Origin of the sequence: Peribacillus sp. YIM B13477 (assembly GCF_042787955.1) — a bacterium.
In the GTDB taxonomy this organism is placed as follows: Bacteria; Bacillota; Bacilli; order Bacillales; family DSM-1321; genus Peribacillus; species Peribacillus frigoritolerans.
Genome location: NZ_JBHZPD010000001.1, coordinates 16,539 through 32,272, shown reverse-complemented (window position 1 = coordinate 32,272; position 15,734 = coordinate 16,539). Strand labels below are relative to the sequence as shown.

General features: G+C 38.1%; 17 protein-coding genes, 2 tRNA genes and 1 pseudogene. All 20 read right to left on the bottom strand.

Annotation, left to right across the window (positions count from 1 at the left end):
• Window positions 1-10: 10 nt before the first annotated feature.
• Window positions 11-373: a GIY-YIG nuclease family protein gene (locus ACFX4H_RS00180; RefSeq protein ID WP_034308954.1), complete on the bottom strand. Its 363-nt coding sequence runs from the start codon at window positions 371-373 to the stop codon at window positions 11-13.
• Between the two features lie 18 nt (window positions 374-391).
• Window positions 392-1,147 carry a DUF2087 domain-containing protein gene (locus tag ACFX4H_RS00175; protein WP_063590486.1) on the bottom strand — a complete coding sequence of 252 codons (756 nt, stop codon included), beginning with the start codon at window positions 1,145-1,147 and terminating at the stop codon, window positions 392-394.
• A 1,067-nt stretch (window positions 1,148-2,214) separates the two neighbouring features.
• Complete coding sequence (locus tag ACFX4H_RS00170; RefSeq protein WP_034308956.1) at window positions 2,215-2,415, bottom strand: hypothetical protein; 201 nt, start codon at window positions 2,413-2,415, stop codon at window positions 2,215-2,217.
• A 161-nt stretch (window positions 2,416-2,576) separates the two neighbouring features.
• Window positions 2,577-2,650: transfer RNA gene (locus ACFX4H_RS00165), tRNA-Arg, on the bottom strand.
• Between the two features lie 228 nt (window positions 2,651-2,878).
• The gene (locus ACFX4H_RS00160) at window positions 2,879-3,100 is read right to left on the bottom strand and encodes a hypothetical protein (RefSeq protein ID WP_237752074.1); all 222 of its coding nucleotides are present in this window, start codon (window positions 3,098-3,100) and stop codon (window positions 2,879-2,881) included.
• A gap of 7 nt (window positions 3,101-3,107) precedes the next feature.
• Complete coding sequence (locus tag ACFX4H_RS00155; protein WP_237752075.1) at window positions 3,108-3,464, bottom strand: recombinase family protein; 357 nt, start codon at window positions 3,462-3,464, stop codon at window positions 3,108-3,110.
• A gap of 354 nt (window positions 3,465-3,818) precedes the next feature.
• Complete coding sequence (locus ACFX4H_RS00150; RefSeq protein ID WP_377433394.1) at window positions 3,819-4,529, bottom strand: DUF421 domain-containing protein; 711 nt, start codon at window positions 4,527-4,529, stop codon at window positions 3,819-3,821.
• Window positions 4,530-5,068: 539 nt separating this feature from the next.
• A pseudogene (locus ACFX4H_RS00145) lies at window positions 5,069-5,485 on the bottom strand (cupin domain-containing protein); the annotation flags it as partial.
• A 433-nt stretch (window positions 5,486-5,918) separates the two neighbouring features.
• Window positions 5,919-6,410, bottom strand: coding sequence for a ferritin-like domain-containing protein (locus ACFX4H_RS00140; RefSeq protein ID WP_283866160.1), 492 nt, complete (start codon window positions 6,408-6,410; stop codon window positions 5,919-5,921).
• A gap of 279 nt (window positions 6,411-6,689) precedes the next feature.
• Entirely contained in the window at window positions 6,690-6,956 is a 267-nt protein-coding gene (locus tag ACFX4H_RS00135; protein ID WP_377433391.1) for a hypothetical protein, read from the bottom strand.
• 133 nt (window positions 6,957-7,089) lie between these two features.
• Window positions 7,090-7,163 (bottom strand) — tRNA-Arg (locus tag ACFX4H_RS00130).
• Window positions 7,164-7,336: 173 nt separating this feature from the next.
• Window positions 7,337-7,849 (bottom strand): metallophosphoesterase family protein, encoded by a 513-nt coding sequence (locus ACFX4H_RS00125; protein ID WP_377433388.1) that lies wholly within the window; start codon window positions 7,847-7,849, stop codon window positions 7,337-7,339.
• A gap of 2 nt (window positions 7,850-7,851) precedes the next feature.
• Window positions 7,852-8,463: an XTP/dITP diphosphatase gene (locus tag ACFX4H_RS00120; RefSeq protein WP_323603335.1), complete on the bottom strand. Its 612-nt coding sequence runs from the start codon at window positions 8,461-8,463 to the stop codon at window positions 7,852-7,854.
• Window positions 8,464-8,677: 214 nt separating this feature from the next.
• On the bottom strand, window positions 8,678-9,799 hold the full coding sequence (locus tag ACFX4H_RS00115) for a Ger(x)C family spore germination protein (protein ID WP_283866164.1): 1,122 nt from the start codon (window positions 9,797-9,799) through the stop codon (window positions 8,678-8,680).
• On the bottom strand, window positions 9,796-11,271 hold the full coding sequence (locus ACFX4H_RS00110) for a spore germination protein (protein ID WP_377433384.1): 1,476 nt from the start codon (window positions 11,269-11,271) through the stop codon (window positions 9,796-9,798). The genes ACFX4H_RS00115 and ACFX4H_RS00110 overlap by 4 nt, the downstream gene beginning before the upstream one ends.
• The gene (locus tag ACFX4H_RS00105) at window positions 11,268-12,350 is read right to left on the bottom strand and encodes a GerAB/ArcD/ProY family transporter (RefSeq protein ID WP_249598618.1); all 1,083 of its coding nucleotides are present in this window, start codon (window positions 12,348-12,350) and stop codon (window positions 11,268-11,270) included. Before ACFX4H_RS00105 ends, ACFX4H_RS00110 begins: the two co-directional genes overlap by 4 nt.
• A gap of 178 nt (window positions 12,351-12,528) precedes the next feature.
• Window positions 12,529-13,608 carry a GerMN domain-containing protein gene (locus ACFX4H_RS00100; RefSeq protein WP_034308974.1) on the bottom strand — a complete coding sequence of 360 codons (1,080 nt, stop codon included), beginning with the start codon at window positions 13,606-13,608 and terminating at the stop codon, window positions 12,529-12,531.
• Window positions 13,609-13,944: 336 nt separating this feature from the next.
• Entirely contained in the window at window positions 13,945-14,748 is an 804-nt protein-coding gene (racE, locus tag ACFX4H_RS00095; RefSeq protein ID WP_048689031.1) for a glutamate racemase, read from the bottom strand.
• A gap of 10 nt (window positions 14,749-14,758) precedes the next feature.
• The gene (locus ACFX4H_RS00090) at window positions 14,759-15,202 is read right to left on the bottom strand and encodes a MarR family winged helix-turn-helix transcriptional regulator (RefSeq protein ID WP_034308979.1); all 444 of its coding nucleotides are present in this window, start codon (window positions 15,200-15,202) and stop codon (window positions 14,759-14,761) included.
• A gap of 221 nt (window positions 15,203-15,423) precedes the next feature.
• Complete coding sequence (locus ACFX4H_RS00085) at window positions 15,424-15,648, bottom strand: helix-turn-helix domain-containing protein (RefSeq protein WP_028392149.1); 225 nt, start codon at window positions 15,646-15,648, stop codon at window positions 15,424-15,426.
• Window positions 15,649-15,734 lie beyond the last annotated feature (86 nt).

Sequence of the window (15,734 nt, the reverse complement as noted above, 5' to 3'; positions counted from 1 at the left end):
TAAAGGCCAATTACAAGTCAGCGGGTTTCATTCCATTGTATCCCCGTTCTTCGTAAGGCTGTATTTTTTCCATCCACTTTTCTTCAAGTTTTTTCAATTCCCGTTTAGCATCAAAAAATCCTGTTTCTTTTGGCTTCAATACCTCCAGTACCTCAAAAGAAAAAGCATCTTTCCCATATTGGTTCCACTCACTTTGCAGGACTTTATTGGTGTTTGTCCCGACTTCCAATTCAAATTGTTTCCCCTTCAACGTCTTTAAATTCCTGGTGCTTCCGATAAAGACTTTATTATTTACCGTATTTCTGATTTGGTATACCCCTGCTTCAACCTTCGTTTCTTTATATAATTGCTTCAATTCTTTTTTACGATCCATCTTTCTTGCCCCCAGTCATCATTTCTTCAGCCAATATTGGCTCCCATCAGGCTTTCTATCCAAGAATCCATATTCTATTAAGTATCTTCTCAAAAGAACATGATCATGATAAATCGCACCCAATATTTGATTGATTTCCTTTTCTTCGTATTTCCGCTCATTTTCAAAACGGTTCATAATTTCTTGGAGAATGATCAGCCTTTGTTTTTCCTTTGGCGGAAAAGACTTTAATGCATCCTGACTGCCTTTAGGGAAGTATTTTTTCAGTACAGTCACCTTTTCATCCTCAGTAACGTTATAACGATCATCGACCATCCTTGCTTTTTGATGAAGCGGGATAAATGCCGGCGCGTGTTCATCTTTATCTTTCAATAGTTCCATCAGGGCTAAAAACAACTTTGCCTGACGCTCTTTCTCTTTCAACACAAAACGATGGTTCCGAATCGTGGAAGGACTGCCAATTCCCATTTCCTCCTGAACCTCAGCATCATTTTTCCCTTGGTAAAAAAGGCGAAGGAGACGGTTTTGATGGTCGGTGAGACCTGTAAGTTTTTTATCGAGATCAATCAAGTATTCAAAAACCGAGCTGTGTGCATGTTCAATATGAATGCGCATATACCTCTTCGCTTCATAAAGAACTCCATCTTTCGGGTATACTATCCCCTTTTCAACTGCATTTCCACACAGCAAACAAACATATTGATTCTCACCTTCGATGTACCCTTGTTTAAGCTCATCCTGAGATGCGCTCCAAAACATTTCCGCGTCCTTCATTAAACAAACACTTCCCTATAAAGTTTATAATATAATAAACATATTATTGATTTGTTTGTATTATGTCAATGTTTTTTCTGTTTTTTATAACTCCAGCAAATTATGGCCTTGTTAGTCAGAGGGGCTTCATAACATAAAGCTGACAAGGGTTTTCACCTTCCATTTTACGGTTTCCATGGCACTATGCCGATATAGTATCAAGAGTAATAAGCGGAATTTCCCCAATAATATGCTTTATAAACGTGAATAAGCTTTAGAGGAGGATATCTTATCGAAAGAGGAAAACGAGGCGATTACATCGATCCATAACACCGATTTGCACAAGGCATCACAACATGTATCCGAAAAATTCAAGGTCTCACGATTGAATCACTTATACAAAAACAATCGATGCAGCTGAGTGAAGCTGATGAAAAAAGTTCACCCGTCGAAAAATTGAATACGGCAATAATCAAAAACCGTGAAATCATTAAAAAAATCTCCGAACCATAAATAGAATTTGATATCGAAAAAAAGACATCCAAGTATGGATGCCTCAAACTGTAGACAAAATTCTATCTAAGTCGATTTTACCTACAGTTTTTTTAGCCTGTACAAATTGAACGTTGCCTCCAATCACTCGCTTTCCGCGGGCGGTCCGCCCTCGGCGCACTTACGCCTGTGGGTCTCCCTTGGACTCGCTATTCCCGCAGGAGTCTCGCACACCCTTAAAAATTCAGATAGAAATCTTTTTGCCTACAGTTTTTTATTTGAGAAAGTTGGAGTTGATTTCAGAAATCCGCTCCCTTTCCGCTGACTGTCTGCCAAATCGCATCAAAGCAAGCACTTTTGGTGTCTCGGCTGCCAGTTATTCGGCAGTAGCGCTGTGCAAATTTCTTAAATCCAGTGAGGATTACAGTTAAGACCATAAAGACCTGAGCAGTTTATCGACCTAAACCACACAATATTCGACCGTTCATGAATTTTTTTAACCCTTTACCTCACTGTTCGGTCTCCGATTCCCATTTTGTAGCGAAGGATGTTTTATGAAATCCTTTATAAAAATCCTTCGCAGAGCTCATTAAGTATTAGCTAGGTACAAACTTAAGTATTCCTTCCAGATAAACACCTTTTTCTTTTCGTTTACATTCCCTCAACTTGATTCTTCCTTCTTTTTCTAACTCTTTGGCTAATTGGACCACTTCTGTTCCATCTTCGGTTATTTCGACTGAGAAGAAATTGCCCCGAGTGGAAGTTTGAATGAACTTGAATAATCTATCTTTATTCATTTAAACATCTCCTTATTTATTACAAGTTCGACACAAATGGTCATCCACCTGCGATAAATATGAAATAAAAAATTTCATGGTTAAAAATGACCCTCGTTAGCAAACACCCAAAAAAAGTAAAAAAGCCAAAACCTTTAGAAGGTTTTGGCTTTTTAAGTTAGTGTCCCAGGAGAGATTCGAACTCCCGACCGACGCCTTAGAAGGGCGTTGCTCTATCCAGCTGAGCTACTGAGACGTATCGCTGTTTTTCTTCAGTTCAGTATAACGGTCACTTTTCGAACTTAGACCGTCATTTCATTTTTTTATTATAATCAATTGAATTAAAGATTTCAATACATATTTATTAATTAAAAAATATTAATGATTGCGGGGATGATAGAGTTACCAACTAATTCAACCAATTCTTCTCTCCATTTGGTGATATGTACCCCCATAGCACAAAAGACACAAAAGTCCTTCTTTCTTACTTAATTCCTTCCCTCTCCAACAATCTGTAAATTGTGCCTGTTCCTACCTTAAAGGTAGTACGAATATCATTTATAGACTTACCTTGTTTATAAGCTTCAATGATTGCCTTCATTCTTTGTTCCTCTTTTCCACCTTCAACTAACTTTGTTTTTCGCCCTTTAAACTTCCCTTCACTTTTCGCAATCTCAATACCTTCCTTTTGGCGTTGCTTTATCATTTTCCGTTCAAACTGTGCCAATCCTGAAAAAAATAGTAAATAGAAGCTCACTCATAGGATTATCGTCAGAGAGGTCTAGCCACTTATCTGTAATTGGCCTTAGTCCCGCTCCTTTTCTTTGAATCATTTCAACGATTGTTAATAAGTCTTTTGTTGAACGAGATAAGCGACTAATTTCATGAATGATGACTATATCTCCTTCTTCAAGTTCCTCTAACATTCTTTGAAGTTCTGGACGATCCATTGAAGCATCGCTTATCTTCTCAATAAAAAAGTCTGTACAACCCGCTTCTTTCAAGGACTTCTTTTGACGTGCAATGTTTTGCCCTTCACTATTTACTCGTATGTATCCAACTGTTTTCATTTAAACCACTCCATTACCGTTATTTATAATCACATTTCAACGACAATTACGGTAATGGTCAAACGGTAATAAATGAGCATCTTGTAACCATTGATATGACTGGATTTTGTTATGCACCTGTTAATTACCGTTAAATTGTAGTCTATCGGTAATAGGAAAAGCATTCTCCTTCAACCGGTTACCTAACCAGTACACCAAAAAGGCTTTACTCCTTATTGAAGTAAAGCACCCGTTAGTCCTATAAGACTTATCTCTGAGTTGTCATAAACTGTAATAATGGAAATTCTTAACAGATAATAAAAACACAACAAAAATCCAACGATAATATACTTGTGAATACTTTTAAAGAAATAATTATTCTTTATCAATAGGGGAATGAATATGATCCCTAAATGTATCAACATACAAATTACCATTGGCAGCCAGTACTGCATAAACAACATCATGTTTTAATAAATTACGTTTTATTAACTCTGATTCTAACCATGAAAACGTTATATTATTTTTTTCTAAATTCTCTTTAATTATTTCTCCATCCATAATAAGTTCAATAGGTAACTTCTGTTCAGGCATTACTGCAATCATCAAATCCTGTTTTGTAACGTTCCTAAATTGCGGCTTTTTTAGTACTGTTAACGTTCCATTTGTTTCAACTGTGGCAAATAGAACCTCTTCAATGTTAAAAATATCCCTTTCCCTTAGTTGTTGATTTAAATAATCCAATGTATATCGCATTTTATTCATGTTTCCTTCTAATATTTTTCCATTTTGCATCACAATTGTGGGATCTCCAGCCAGAAATTTTCTTCCTTTACTATTTTTTAATGAAATAAGTGCCATCAGAAAAATAATTGCTATATATATAGTAAATGCAATAATTGTATGATGTACCTTAATAGAAGTATTGAAGGCTAAATTCGCTGAAATAGCTCCTAGCGAAATTGTTGCAACAAAATCAAACATTGTCATTTGAGATATCGTTTGTTTACCTAATATTTTTGTTCCAATTAGTAATAAACTGAAAGAAGTAATTGACCTCAAAATTACTTCGATATGTTCAGGCATTTTGCCACCCCGATTTTATCTATTGTTAGTCATATTATATCCTTGATTTTTTTATTTATTTCACATTGTATTTACCGCTTTCTCGATATATAAGAAAAAGACAGGTTTCCCTGTCCTCAACATTAGTATATTTCATATTAACAATTCGATATATTCATAATTAATAACAATTTCTATTTGTGATCGGTTCACCATGATAATTCTGATTCTACCCGTGGTCTTTAAAATGGCTAAAGGAACTGTCCCCAGCTTGCAGCATGATAGTTTTCACTCTATTTCTACATATTTTTGCTTTGCTGAAGAAGTTTGGATTCTCCTGTACGTTCCCATTCTTCTACTGTTTCATATGCTCTTTCAGGAGAATACCCTTTCCCTACAAGAACTCCCATTAGAATAAATTCTTGAAGAATGTGTGTGGCATTTATTCCTCTTTTAACATCCTCTAATCCTTCTTTAACCAAAAATTCAGTGTACCGTATCCATTCATCTGGAGTCTTGCCAGAAATAACTGTTGTATCTCCATTGCCATGACCGTAGCCTTCTTCCGCAGTTATTGCATCTTCTTTAGTTACATGAACCGTACCCAATGGATGTTGTGGAGGAGCATATATCGAGTAAAGTTTTAAAGGGGCATTACCTGTATTGGTTACATTGTGCCATGTTCCTGCAGGTATCATAATGGCAGAATCATCATAAACGTTTCTTACAAAGTCTAAATCATCCTTTCTCTTGCCCATTTGAACAATCCCTTGACCTTCTTCAATACGTAAGAATTGGTCAAGGTTAGGGTGAATTTCTAAACCAATATCTTCACCAACGTTAAGACTCATCAATGTAACTTGCAAATGTTTTCCTGTCCATAAAGCGGTACGATAGGTAGTGTTTTGCTTCGTAGCCTCATTGATATTCACTACAAATGGTTTCGGTCCATAATCTTTTAACTCAATTTTATTTCTGCCATGAAAAGTTCTTTCAAGACCTCTTTCAAAGGCTGCGAGATGATTAAGTGATGCGTTACGTAATTGTGTAAAGATATTTCTCACATCAGTAGGAATATCAAATGTTAAGAACCTTTCATACATAGAGATATTGTCTATTTCCCCTTGAACGCCAGCAGCATATGCTGCCTTAATGTTTTCTGGAGTTGAAACGAATGACTGCGATATATTTTCAGGTAAAGGCACTTGATAACGTTCAAAAAGGGGCAATAATGCATTTATATGTCTCATTTCCGCTTCTTTTATTTGTGCAAATGTACGAATATATCCAAAGGTTGCTAAAATATTATCATATCTTGCTTGTGCCAAATATTCGTCCTGAAGGGCATAAGTCAGCATTTGAGGTAAGGACAATGTTGAAGCACTTAATGCCCCTTTAGCACCGTAATTTTCAACTTGCCGATCGGTGTGCGTTAACTTTGGATTTTGTGAAAAAAAAAAACAAAAACCATACAGCGTGATTTTGTTCGTCTGCTGCTGCACGTCGAAATCTTTCTTTAATAAAAGTATCCTGCGCCTTATCTGCTATATCTAAATAAAAATCAACGGCTTCTTGTTCATCTTTAAAGGCAAATTCGATTCCTGCTCTATACTTTTCTGGACAATCTTCAGTGATTTTATAAGTGGGCTGCCTACCTGTTAAATTTGCGTAAATTCCGCTGAACTCTTCAAGATGACGTCTTTCATCTTTTTGAATCTCAAGTATTTTGTTCCTTTCATCCTGTGTAGGTGCAATATTGGCTAACTTTTCATAACAAGCAATAGCACTAAACTCCGCATTAATTGCTTTCTGAATATCGCTTGCTAATTGGGTGTCATTCGTTTGACGAAAATATCCATTATAATATGGATTATAATTATAGAAATCTTCATTTGAATACATTATTGATTGTCCTCCCGATTTTAAATAGTCAACTTATCATATGCTTTGTAAATAGGTGGGTGTGCAAGGACAAGGACATAGAGAGGGTAGTTAGTTATATAGGAGGTCATAAAAGGTATTATAATTAGTTTGCACCCCCATTGACTTCAGCTACATTGTTTAATTCTGTCTTAGTCTAATAACACTCGTGAAGAGTTAACGCCACAAACTCGAAGCATTAGACACGTTATATCTCAATCTGTAGCAGACAATATAAAAGGCGAGGTTTATTAGCTTGCGTTAAATTTCCGAAACAAATTGCACCTTTGTTATTGATTGAAAATGTTTTACATGAAGAATGTAATCACTAATTGTCCGACTTCTTTTACCACTTACCTTCATTTGCCTTGTAATAACGTCAAGAGCGTTTGTAATAAACATAGTGTCACTTGATAATATAAGTTGTTTATCTTCTATTTCGGGAGCGTTAGAGCGGGGTGTAGGTAGTTCATCAAGTAGTTTCTTTACATCAACTTTAACATCTAAGATTCCTTTTCTTTTGGTCACAACAAAAAACCTCCTATATCGTAAGTAATACAAGTCAATAATCGGTGTAATTTCTTACATGACCGTTATACTGACCGTTTCACTAAACGATATTGAAGGTTTTACGCATCGGGCTTTAAAGCCGCTTAATTAGTGTCCCAGGAGAGATTCGAACTCCCGACCGACGCCTTAGAAGGGCGTTGCTCTATCCAGCTGAGCTACTGAGACGTTTATGATATAAGTTGCGGTAAAACTTATGTATTACCTTAACTGTTCCCTTAGGACACTTCTTATTATAGTAGGATATCAAAAGAAAGTCAACGGTTTTTCAAAAAAAGTTTTTTTCTTTTTTTAAGAACCAGGAAGCGGGGAAAAACGCTTCCTGTTCATTATACATGAAGTCATTCCATTTGATAAGCATTTCTTAAATCCTCAACGATTTTTCCTTCAAGGTCATAATAGATGATTTCAAGTTGGTCATTTCTAATCTCCAAAATGGCATAGGTTTTCTCTTTTCGTCCCCGCGGCTGCCGTATGCTTCCCGGGTTGATGAAGAGCTTGCCGTCAATCCACTCTGAACCTGGAGCATGGGAGTGACCAAAGCAAATAATATCCGCCCCTGTCTCCTCACTTTTATAAGATAGGTTCATCAAGGTCATATTTATGTTATAGAGGTGTCCATGCGTAACGAAGAAACGCTTGCCTGAGATATTCTCCACAATATCATCCGGATATGCCGAATCATAGTCGCAATTCCCGCCAACGGCCAAAAACTCCGCCATGTGAGAATCATTTCTTTCCAACTCTGAATCACCGCAATGGATCATGGCGGCGACCTCTTGTTTATGACGGTCGGCAATCATGCTGATTTCATGAGTTAAGCCATGACTGTCACTCATTATTAGCACTTTCATCGTCACATTCCTTCTTCCCTTTTTAGAAAATGATCAAGTCTTTCATCTAGAGCCCTCAACGCGTTGGCACGGTGGCTGATTTGGTTTTTTTCCTCTTTTGTCAATTCAGCGTTTGTTTTGCCCTGTTCCTCTACAAAAAAGATGGGATCATAACCAAATCCATTCGTTCCTGAAGGCTGTTCCGTGATCAAGCCTTCCATCGTTCCCGATACCGTAATCGTTTCCTGGTTGGGTGACGCTAGTGCCAAGGCGCAATAAAATCTCGCCGTCCTAGCCTCTTTTGGCACGCCTTCCAGTTCGCGGAGGACTTTTTCCGTGTTTGCTTCATCACTTTTGGCCTCTCCAGCATAACGGGCAGAATAAACGCCTGGACGGCCCTCCAATGCATCTACAATCAATCCGGAGTCATCAGCAATGACAAAGTGGCCTAGCTGATGGGCAATGGCCTCTGCCTTCAGGATCGCATTTTCTTCAAAGGTCGTGCCTGTTTCCTCCACATCCGGGGCATCCGGTACATCGAGAAGTGTTTTGACTTCATAACCTTTAGCAGAAAATAAGCTTTCGAACTCCTTGGCTTTCCCTTTATTTTTCGTTGCAATGATTACTGTCTTCATTTTTCATTTCACCCTTTTTCATTTTATCGGCACGGGAGCTCTTTTGGGCTTAGAAAGAATTTGCTGTCATTCGTCATATGTAAAAGCCGCTTCTTCTCCAGTGCCAACAGACGGATTCAACTCTGCCTATCATGATTAACAACAGCCGCTGAATTTTCCAGATAAGTTAAGTCTAACACAACTCCCTCACCTGCAAAAACCTGAAACTTATAAACTAACGTTTGTAATTTTCACTATGTTCAATATGGATATTAACTTTTATATCATTTATTGAAGTCTTATCGAAGGAATTAATAATTTTATTATCCCACTTATTGACATGGTATCTGTATGCCTTTTCACTTATGTTAAAAAGGTCTGTATTGATTTTTCCCCCCGTCTCCAATGTCTTCAAAATATCTTGCTTAATTTTTATTTCTACCTTTTTTTCGATTTTTCCCATATCCAGGTTGTCTAAATTTTGTTTCAATATCCCATTTGCTTTAACTTCTAAATCATATAAGGGTTTCTTTTGTTGCTCCAATACTTTGATGTTTGTTTTGGGGTCCATGATTTCAACACTTACCTTTTGTTTATTCAGGGAAAAAAACATGACTGTCGCCTTATTTTCAACCCATTTCATACCAGTCAAATCTTGTTTACTTACGAACCCTTTATACTGTTGTTTTGATAAAACATAGCCGCCATTCAACGTTGGTATCTTTTTTTCTTTCCCCCTGTCTGTGTAATGATGCTCATTTATTACCATAGAGGGAATTAAAATGGAACCAACCGGTTGATAAAATTTCGAAACCAGTTCACTGAATTTTAACGGGGAAATGAAATAGTTTTCATTAATAACGGTCTCTGGCCTTTGAATGATCGTGAATAAGTTAGGAAGATTAAAGAAACTATCACCGTTAAACACCTTTTTAATATCCTCGTTTGTAACAAACAGCCATGAATTGTATCGCAATAAGGGCTCTTTCCCTACATATTCAATGAAATCCTTCATTTTCTTATTGATTACATCCTCACTTAAAATGAAGGAGTTAACATGCCCGATATAAAGTGGCAATGCTGCATTTTGTTCCAATTCAGTAAATGCTTCTTCGATACTTTCCCCTTTACCTTTCCCAATGACAACACCAGTTTTTTCTTGTAATGCTGTGGCTCCCTCTTGTTTTGCTATATCCGCAAAATTCAATGCTTGAAAGTATAAGATGAATTCACCCTCTTTATAATCGATCCCTAGAGCGGATCCATATGTTTGAGCTTGAATTTCCTTCATTCCCCAGCAGCCTGTCGTCAATAAAAGTTGACAGCCAATTACCATGACTGCAATTAGCTTTCTCATTTGTCCGACTCCTTTTGCGATTCATTATCACTGGATTGTAGAGCTTGATTCCGCTGCCTTAACATCCCATACGGAAGCTTGAATAAGACTTTTAACATGTCCGATTTATTTGGTTTGGAAAATGGATTCACAAAAGGCTGTCCGAAACTTTCCAAGGAAACCACAACAATCAAGATAAGAAATATTCCCATGAAGAATCCGAACAAGCCTAGAAATGCTGAACATGCAAATATGAATAACCTTATAAGAACGATATTCCCAGCGATATTCTGATTGATTAGGGTATAGCTTGAGAGAACTGTAACAGCAATTATTACGAGCATGGAGGGTGAAGTCAGCCCTGCCCGAATCGCTGCATCACCTATAATCAATCCACCCAATACAGAAACCGTCGGACCAACTGCTTTTGGCAGGCGAAGACCAGCTTCCTTAAATAGTTCAAACAATATGATCATTACGAATGCCTCCAAAGAAGCAGGTATGGGTAATCCCTGTCTCGTGATTGAAATCGTCGCAAGAAGCGAAAAGGGAATTTGATCGAATTGATAGGTAACCAAAGCTATAAAAAATCCCGGTAACGTAACCGTTACAAATAATGAGACTACACGAATGATACGCATAAAACTAATGTAAAAAAAGCTTGCATGTGCGTCATCGGCAGCATAAAGTAACTGATTAATACTCGTTGGTCCGATCAAGCTTGTGGGATTCCCGTCTACCAGGATGGCAAAGCGCCCTTGATTCAAGGATTCAACAACATAGTCCGGTCGACCGACATACTCCAATAAGGGGAAAATGGAAAATTGAGTATCATATAAGAGTTCTTCAACTTGGTAACTGCTGACTATGATATCAGCCTTTAATGAATCTAATCGTTTTTTAACATCCAAAAGAATCGAGGGATTGATAATGTCATCAATATATAGCAGCAATATTTTAGTTTTACTTCTTTTCCCGATTGTATATTCTATACATTTAAGTGATGCCGTTTTTAACCTCTGGCGAATTAAAGACATGTTATCCGCTATATTCTCAACGAATCCATCCCTTGGTCCCCGAATGGAAGATTCTATATTGGATTCTTCCGGACTGCGCTTAGGGGAATTAGCTAATGGGGTATGGTAAATTTCGTTGGAAGATTCATTAATAATGATCAGGTCTCCTGAAAAAAGAATGCTTTCTACTCCGTCTTTTAAATCGGAGCCCTTTTTAAGCGTACTGATCTCCATGATATTGCTTAATTGATCAATTGTTAATTCGCCATTTTCTTGAACCGCTTTAGATATTGTAGGCAGAATCACTTCATTGATGAATGGCATATCCACTAAGTTTGGCGCATATAAAAACCCCAACAAATAACGACCTTCATTATCAAAAGTTTTTGTTCTTAAAACAACATCGGAAGAATGTTCGAACCATTTTCGGATTTGGTCAATGTAAGAAGGAGTACCATTCAAATTTCCCTTCTTCATAATGTTTCACCTTTTCCTTTTCCCTTTTTAAAAATAATAAATAACAGTATAATTGCAGCACTAAAAAGAAACAGACTGCTTATTGGAAAGAAATATTTGTATATAAGATTAAAAAATGAAGTAGCATCCCAATGGATTAGCGTTCCTATAACAATTAACAAATATAGTGAAAGCAGTATCCACTTCTGATGTTTTGAATTCGAGATTAACTTATAGCCTATAAATAAACATAAACTTATTCGGATCATGGCACCTGAAAGCCATTGGAAAATGGAAAGGAAATCGAGTCGGGTAATATAATAGCCAAATCTTAGCAACTTCCACTGTTCGTATGCCGGATTCCTCATTTTCACCGCTTCCACAGAACCAAATTCCGCCATTGCTCCCATGAGGGGGCCTAACGTCAGCATGATGAGGATAATACCAACCAGTAAAAGCCACTTGGCTTTTAGCTTGTTTTTCAAGTAAGGAGTTAAAAATAAAAAAACGATGATTTCTAAATATCCTGCACTCGTATACAGCATTCCATTTAGTGTATGGCGATACCCGCTTTCAAATATCGGGAACAATAATTCGTAATTCTTATTACTCGTGTTCCCCAGCCCCACAAATATCCCCAAAATAGTGACGACCGGAAGAAATAGGAGAGCCAAAGTACTTATGGTGCGTATTCCTTTATAGCTTGCAAAAATACAAATAAAAGTGAATAGGCTGACGACTACGATGTTTGGTATGTCATGAGTATAATTAGCTTTTGCCCAAATCAATGTAAATTTGACGGTTATGAAGGCGTTAATTATAAAGTACAAGCCAAATGCTATCGTGAAAATATATGTAACAAAAGGTGTAGACCATTTTTTCAGAAAAGAGATTATATCTTCTTTATCTAGTTTTTTATAAATATAAAAAATAAATAGTGTCCAAACGATACATGGAACAACACTTATTATGACACTTATCCATCCGTCGCGTTGAGATGCGGATAAGATATTGGGAAGGAGCAGGACATGTACCATGAACCCTGTATTCATGATGATTAAAACATAGATGTGTAAAGCCTGAATGACCTTTTGATCCATAATACCTCCCCATTAATTACATGTTTAAAAGTAATTTCCCCTTTTAAAAATTTATTTATGTAAAAACTTTTTCGGGGCGGTAAGCTTTCAACTCTCTAACAGCGTGGTCATTCAAAGGCGGAGGCAAAAAAATAAGAGGCAGCTGCAAGCTGCCTCATTGTTTTATTTCTACATATATTTAAAAACTGCCTGTGTTGACTTTCTCTGGACGGACGACTGGTTCGGATAATTTCTTACCTTCTTCATTAAGAACATCTGCGCTGCCCTGCACTTGCACTTCAACGCTTTCAATTCCTTTCTGTTCCGTCAAGGAAAGGACCAAGGCATCAAGGACCTCTTGTGATACCTTTTTCTCTTTAAAGCTTCCAAGGATATTTTCGTTAAAATTCAGGCTGACCTTACCTTCTGCCACTTTTGGCTCGTCAAGTAAAGCTACATCACTCATGAACCCTGTTTGCAGGCTAGAACCCGAAGGACTCTTCGTTAATTCCTGAATGACTGCTGTTACATTATCAGTCACCGTTTCGCTGATCCTGCGCGTCACGGGAACATAATAAGTGTACTCCTCATCACCGCCTACATAATAAACGGTGAGTGCTTTGGTATTGGAAATGTCGACTACATCACTCGTATCGATATTGATTCCTGAAGACCTTGAGATATTTTCATCTATCGGTGTGCCATTGACCGGCATTTCGGAAATATCTTCCCCATTGATTCTCATTTGGATTTTATCGACCGAGTCGAATTGCGTCAGGGTCCATGTGATGGCTTGAAGGATTTTAAGTTCATCCTCTTTCTGATAGTTTTTGAATTCCGGCGAAAAGTCCGCCACAGCCACCCCGTCTTTAATGTTCACGCTTATTTGGGTATCGGCAGGAATGACGGCCCTGAACCCATTTGGAAGTTTATCCGTGACTGGTCCGTTATTGACAAGGTAATCAAGGGCTTGTTTAGCGACAGCTTCCGATTTAGGAAGTTCCAATGTCTGTGGAACCACATACCCGCTTTTATCAATTAAATATAACTCCGTCTTCACCGTTTTCGATTCTACAGCGCCTTCTTCTCCCTCAGTCGCTGGCTTTTCCTCACCATTCGTTTCTGTTTCTTTTAATGAAGATTCATCCTCGACTAATGAAACATCCTTCGGGGGATCAATTTCCTTTTTCTCTTCACCGCCAAATAATCCGCAGCCTGAAAGCCAAAAAGAAGATGCCAGAATGGTCACAGCCATTGTTACTTTTGATTTATTGGACATAAAATCACTCCTAGGACAGTTTGTACTCCTATTTATACGAGCCCTAGGGGAAAATAGACCAATTATTTTTCCCTACGATAATGGAGCTGGGCAATTTGCCCGTACTGATGCATCTTTTTCAGCTTCATTAGGATTTGGGAGACTTCCTGAATGGAACAATCGACTCCCACCCCCAAGTATAATCTGAATGCTGGATAGGATCCTTTCATCCACCTGCAGGGAAAGCGAGTCCCTCACGTTCCAATCAACAGGCAAATGTACAAACCATAAAAAAACTGCAGACAAACTCCATTTTCATTAAGTTTGTCTGCAGTCTGAAACTTCCAAATGGAAGTCTTATAAGTGATCGATTTTAATTGTTTCGATGGTATTGGCATGAATACCGAGCCAGCTCGACGCGATGGAACCAAACATATCTCTTGAACCGGTTGTATAAAAGCGATGAACTGGACGGAGCTTGCTTTTATTGATTAATTTATAGTAATCCAAAATGACACTTGCCTCCCGGGCCGTCTCTTCTCCAGAGGAAATGACTTGTACTTCATCCCCCATATAGGAAGAGATTACAGGCCCCAGCAGTGGATAATGGGTACAGCCAAGGATCAGTGTATCGATTTTCGTTTTCTTCAACGGGTTCAAGGTTTGTGCCACGACCCGATTGACGATCCCCCCTTGAAACTCCCCGCTTTCTACGATTGGGACAAATTTCGGGCATGCTAAACTATCTACTTTCACATCGGAATTGATGGAAGCAAGTGCATCGTCATAAGCTTTGCTTTTTACCGTGCCTTCCGTACCGATAACTCCGATATGCAAGGAATCAGAAACTTTCAATGCCGCCCTTGCCCCTGGGTGTATGACACCCAACACAGGAATCGGAAGTATAGCCCTGATTTCATCCAATACAGCTGCAGTTGCTGTATTGCAAGCGATGATCAGCATTTTTATATCCTTCTTCATCAAAAATCTCGTCATTTGCCATGTGAAGGTTTGGACATCTTTTTTTGTCCTCGGCCCATATGGGCATCTTGCTGTATCACCTAAGTAAATTATATTTTCATTTGGAAGCTGACGCATGACTTCTTTAGCTACTGTCAAGCCGCCTACTCCTGAATCAATGATGCCTATCGGTTGTTTCAAAAAACTCGCCTCATTTTTCTTTCATTTCTTGATGTAGTTTTACTAGAATCCCTTTGAGGGACATGATGTCAGATTCGTTAAAATTGACTAACACGCCACTCAAGTACTGCCTCCGTTTATTAATCACTTCTTCGATTATCCGTTCGCCTTCTTCAAGAAGGTGAATTCGAACCACACGCCGATCCTTTTCATCCCTGACACGCTGGACAAGCTGATGTTTCTCCATGCGGTCAATCAGGTCCGTCGTTGTACTGAAAGCGAGAAACATCTTCGTGGACAATTCGCCAATCGTCATGTCCCCTGATTCAAAAAGCCATTGCAAAGCCACGAATTGAGGAATGGTTATTTTATAATCATGGAGAATTTCTCTTCCCCTTTGCTTAAGCCATGACGATACATAGCGCAATTCCTTCTCGATATCGGCTACATATGCCGCCTGCTTCTCTTCATCCATAAACACAGCTCCCCACTTCATGAAACTTATCATACTACCATTTTGGATGAAAGTGAAATGATTTTCAAGATTGATTGACTGGAATCATAATGAAACCCCACCATAAAAATAAGCAGCATCCAAAGAAGTCAAAACAACCAAATTGTTTTGCCCTTCCTTATATGCTGCCAATGAACGGGAGAGAAATTATTTATAAGGCTTACGTATTAAGAGTTAACACATTAAAGCTTAAGTTCTCCCATACGAAGGAGTTCTATGACTGCCTGCGAACGTCCTTTAACTCCAAGCTTCTGCATCGCATTCGAAATATGGTTTCGAACTGTTTTTTCGCTAATAAACAATTCACCTGCGATTTCTTTTGTTGTTTTGTCTTGTACTAGTAACTCAAATACTTCTTTTTCTCTTTTGGTGAGTAATGGCTTATGAGTGAATTCGTTCTCCTTCAAGTAATGTTACCCTCCTTGCCTTCACCAGCATAAAACCCGGAGTGGGTGTCTATTTAGTCAAGATATAGTATGTCGGCTGGGGCAAT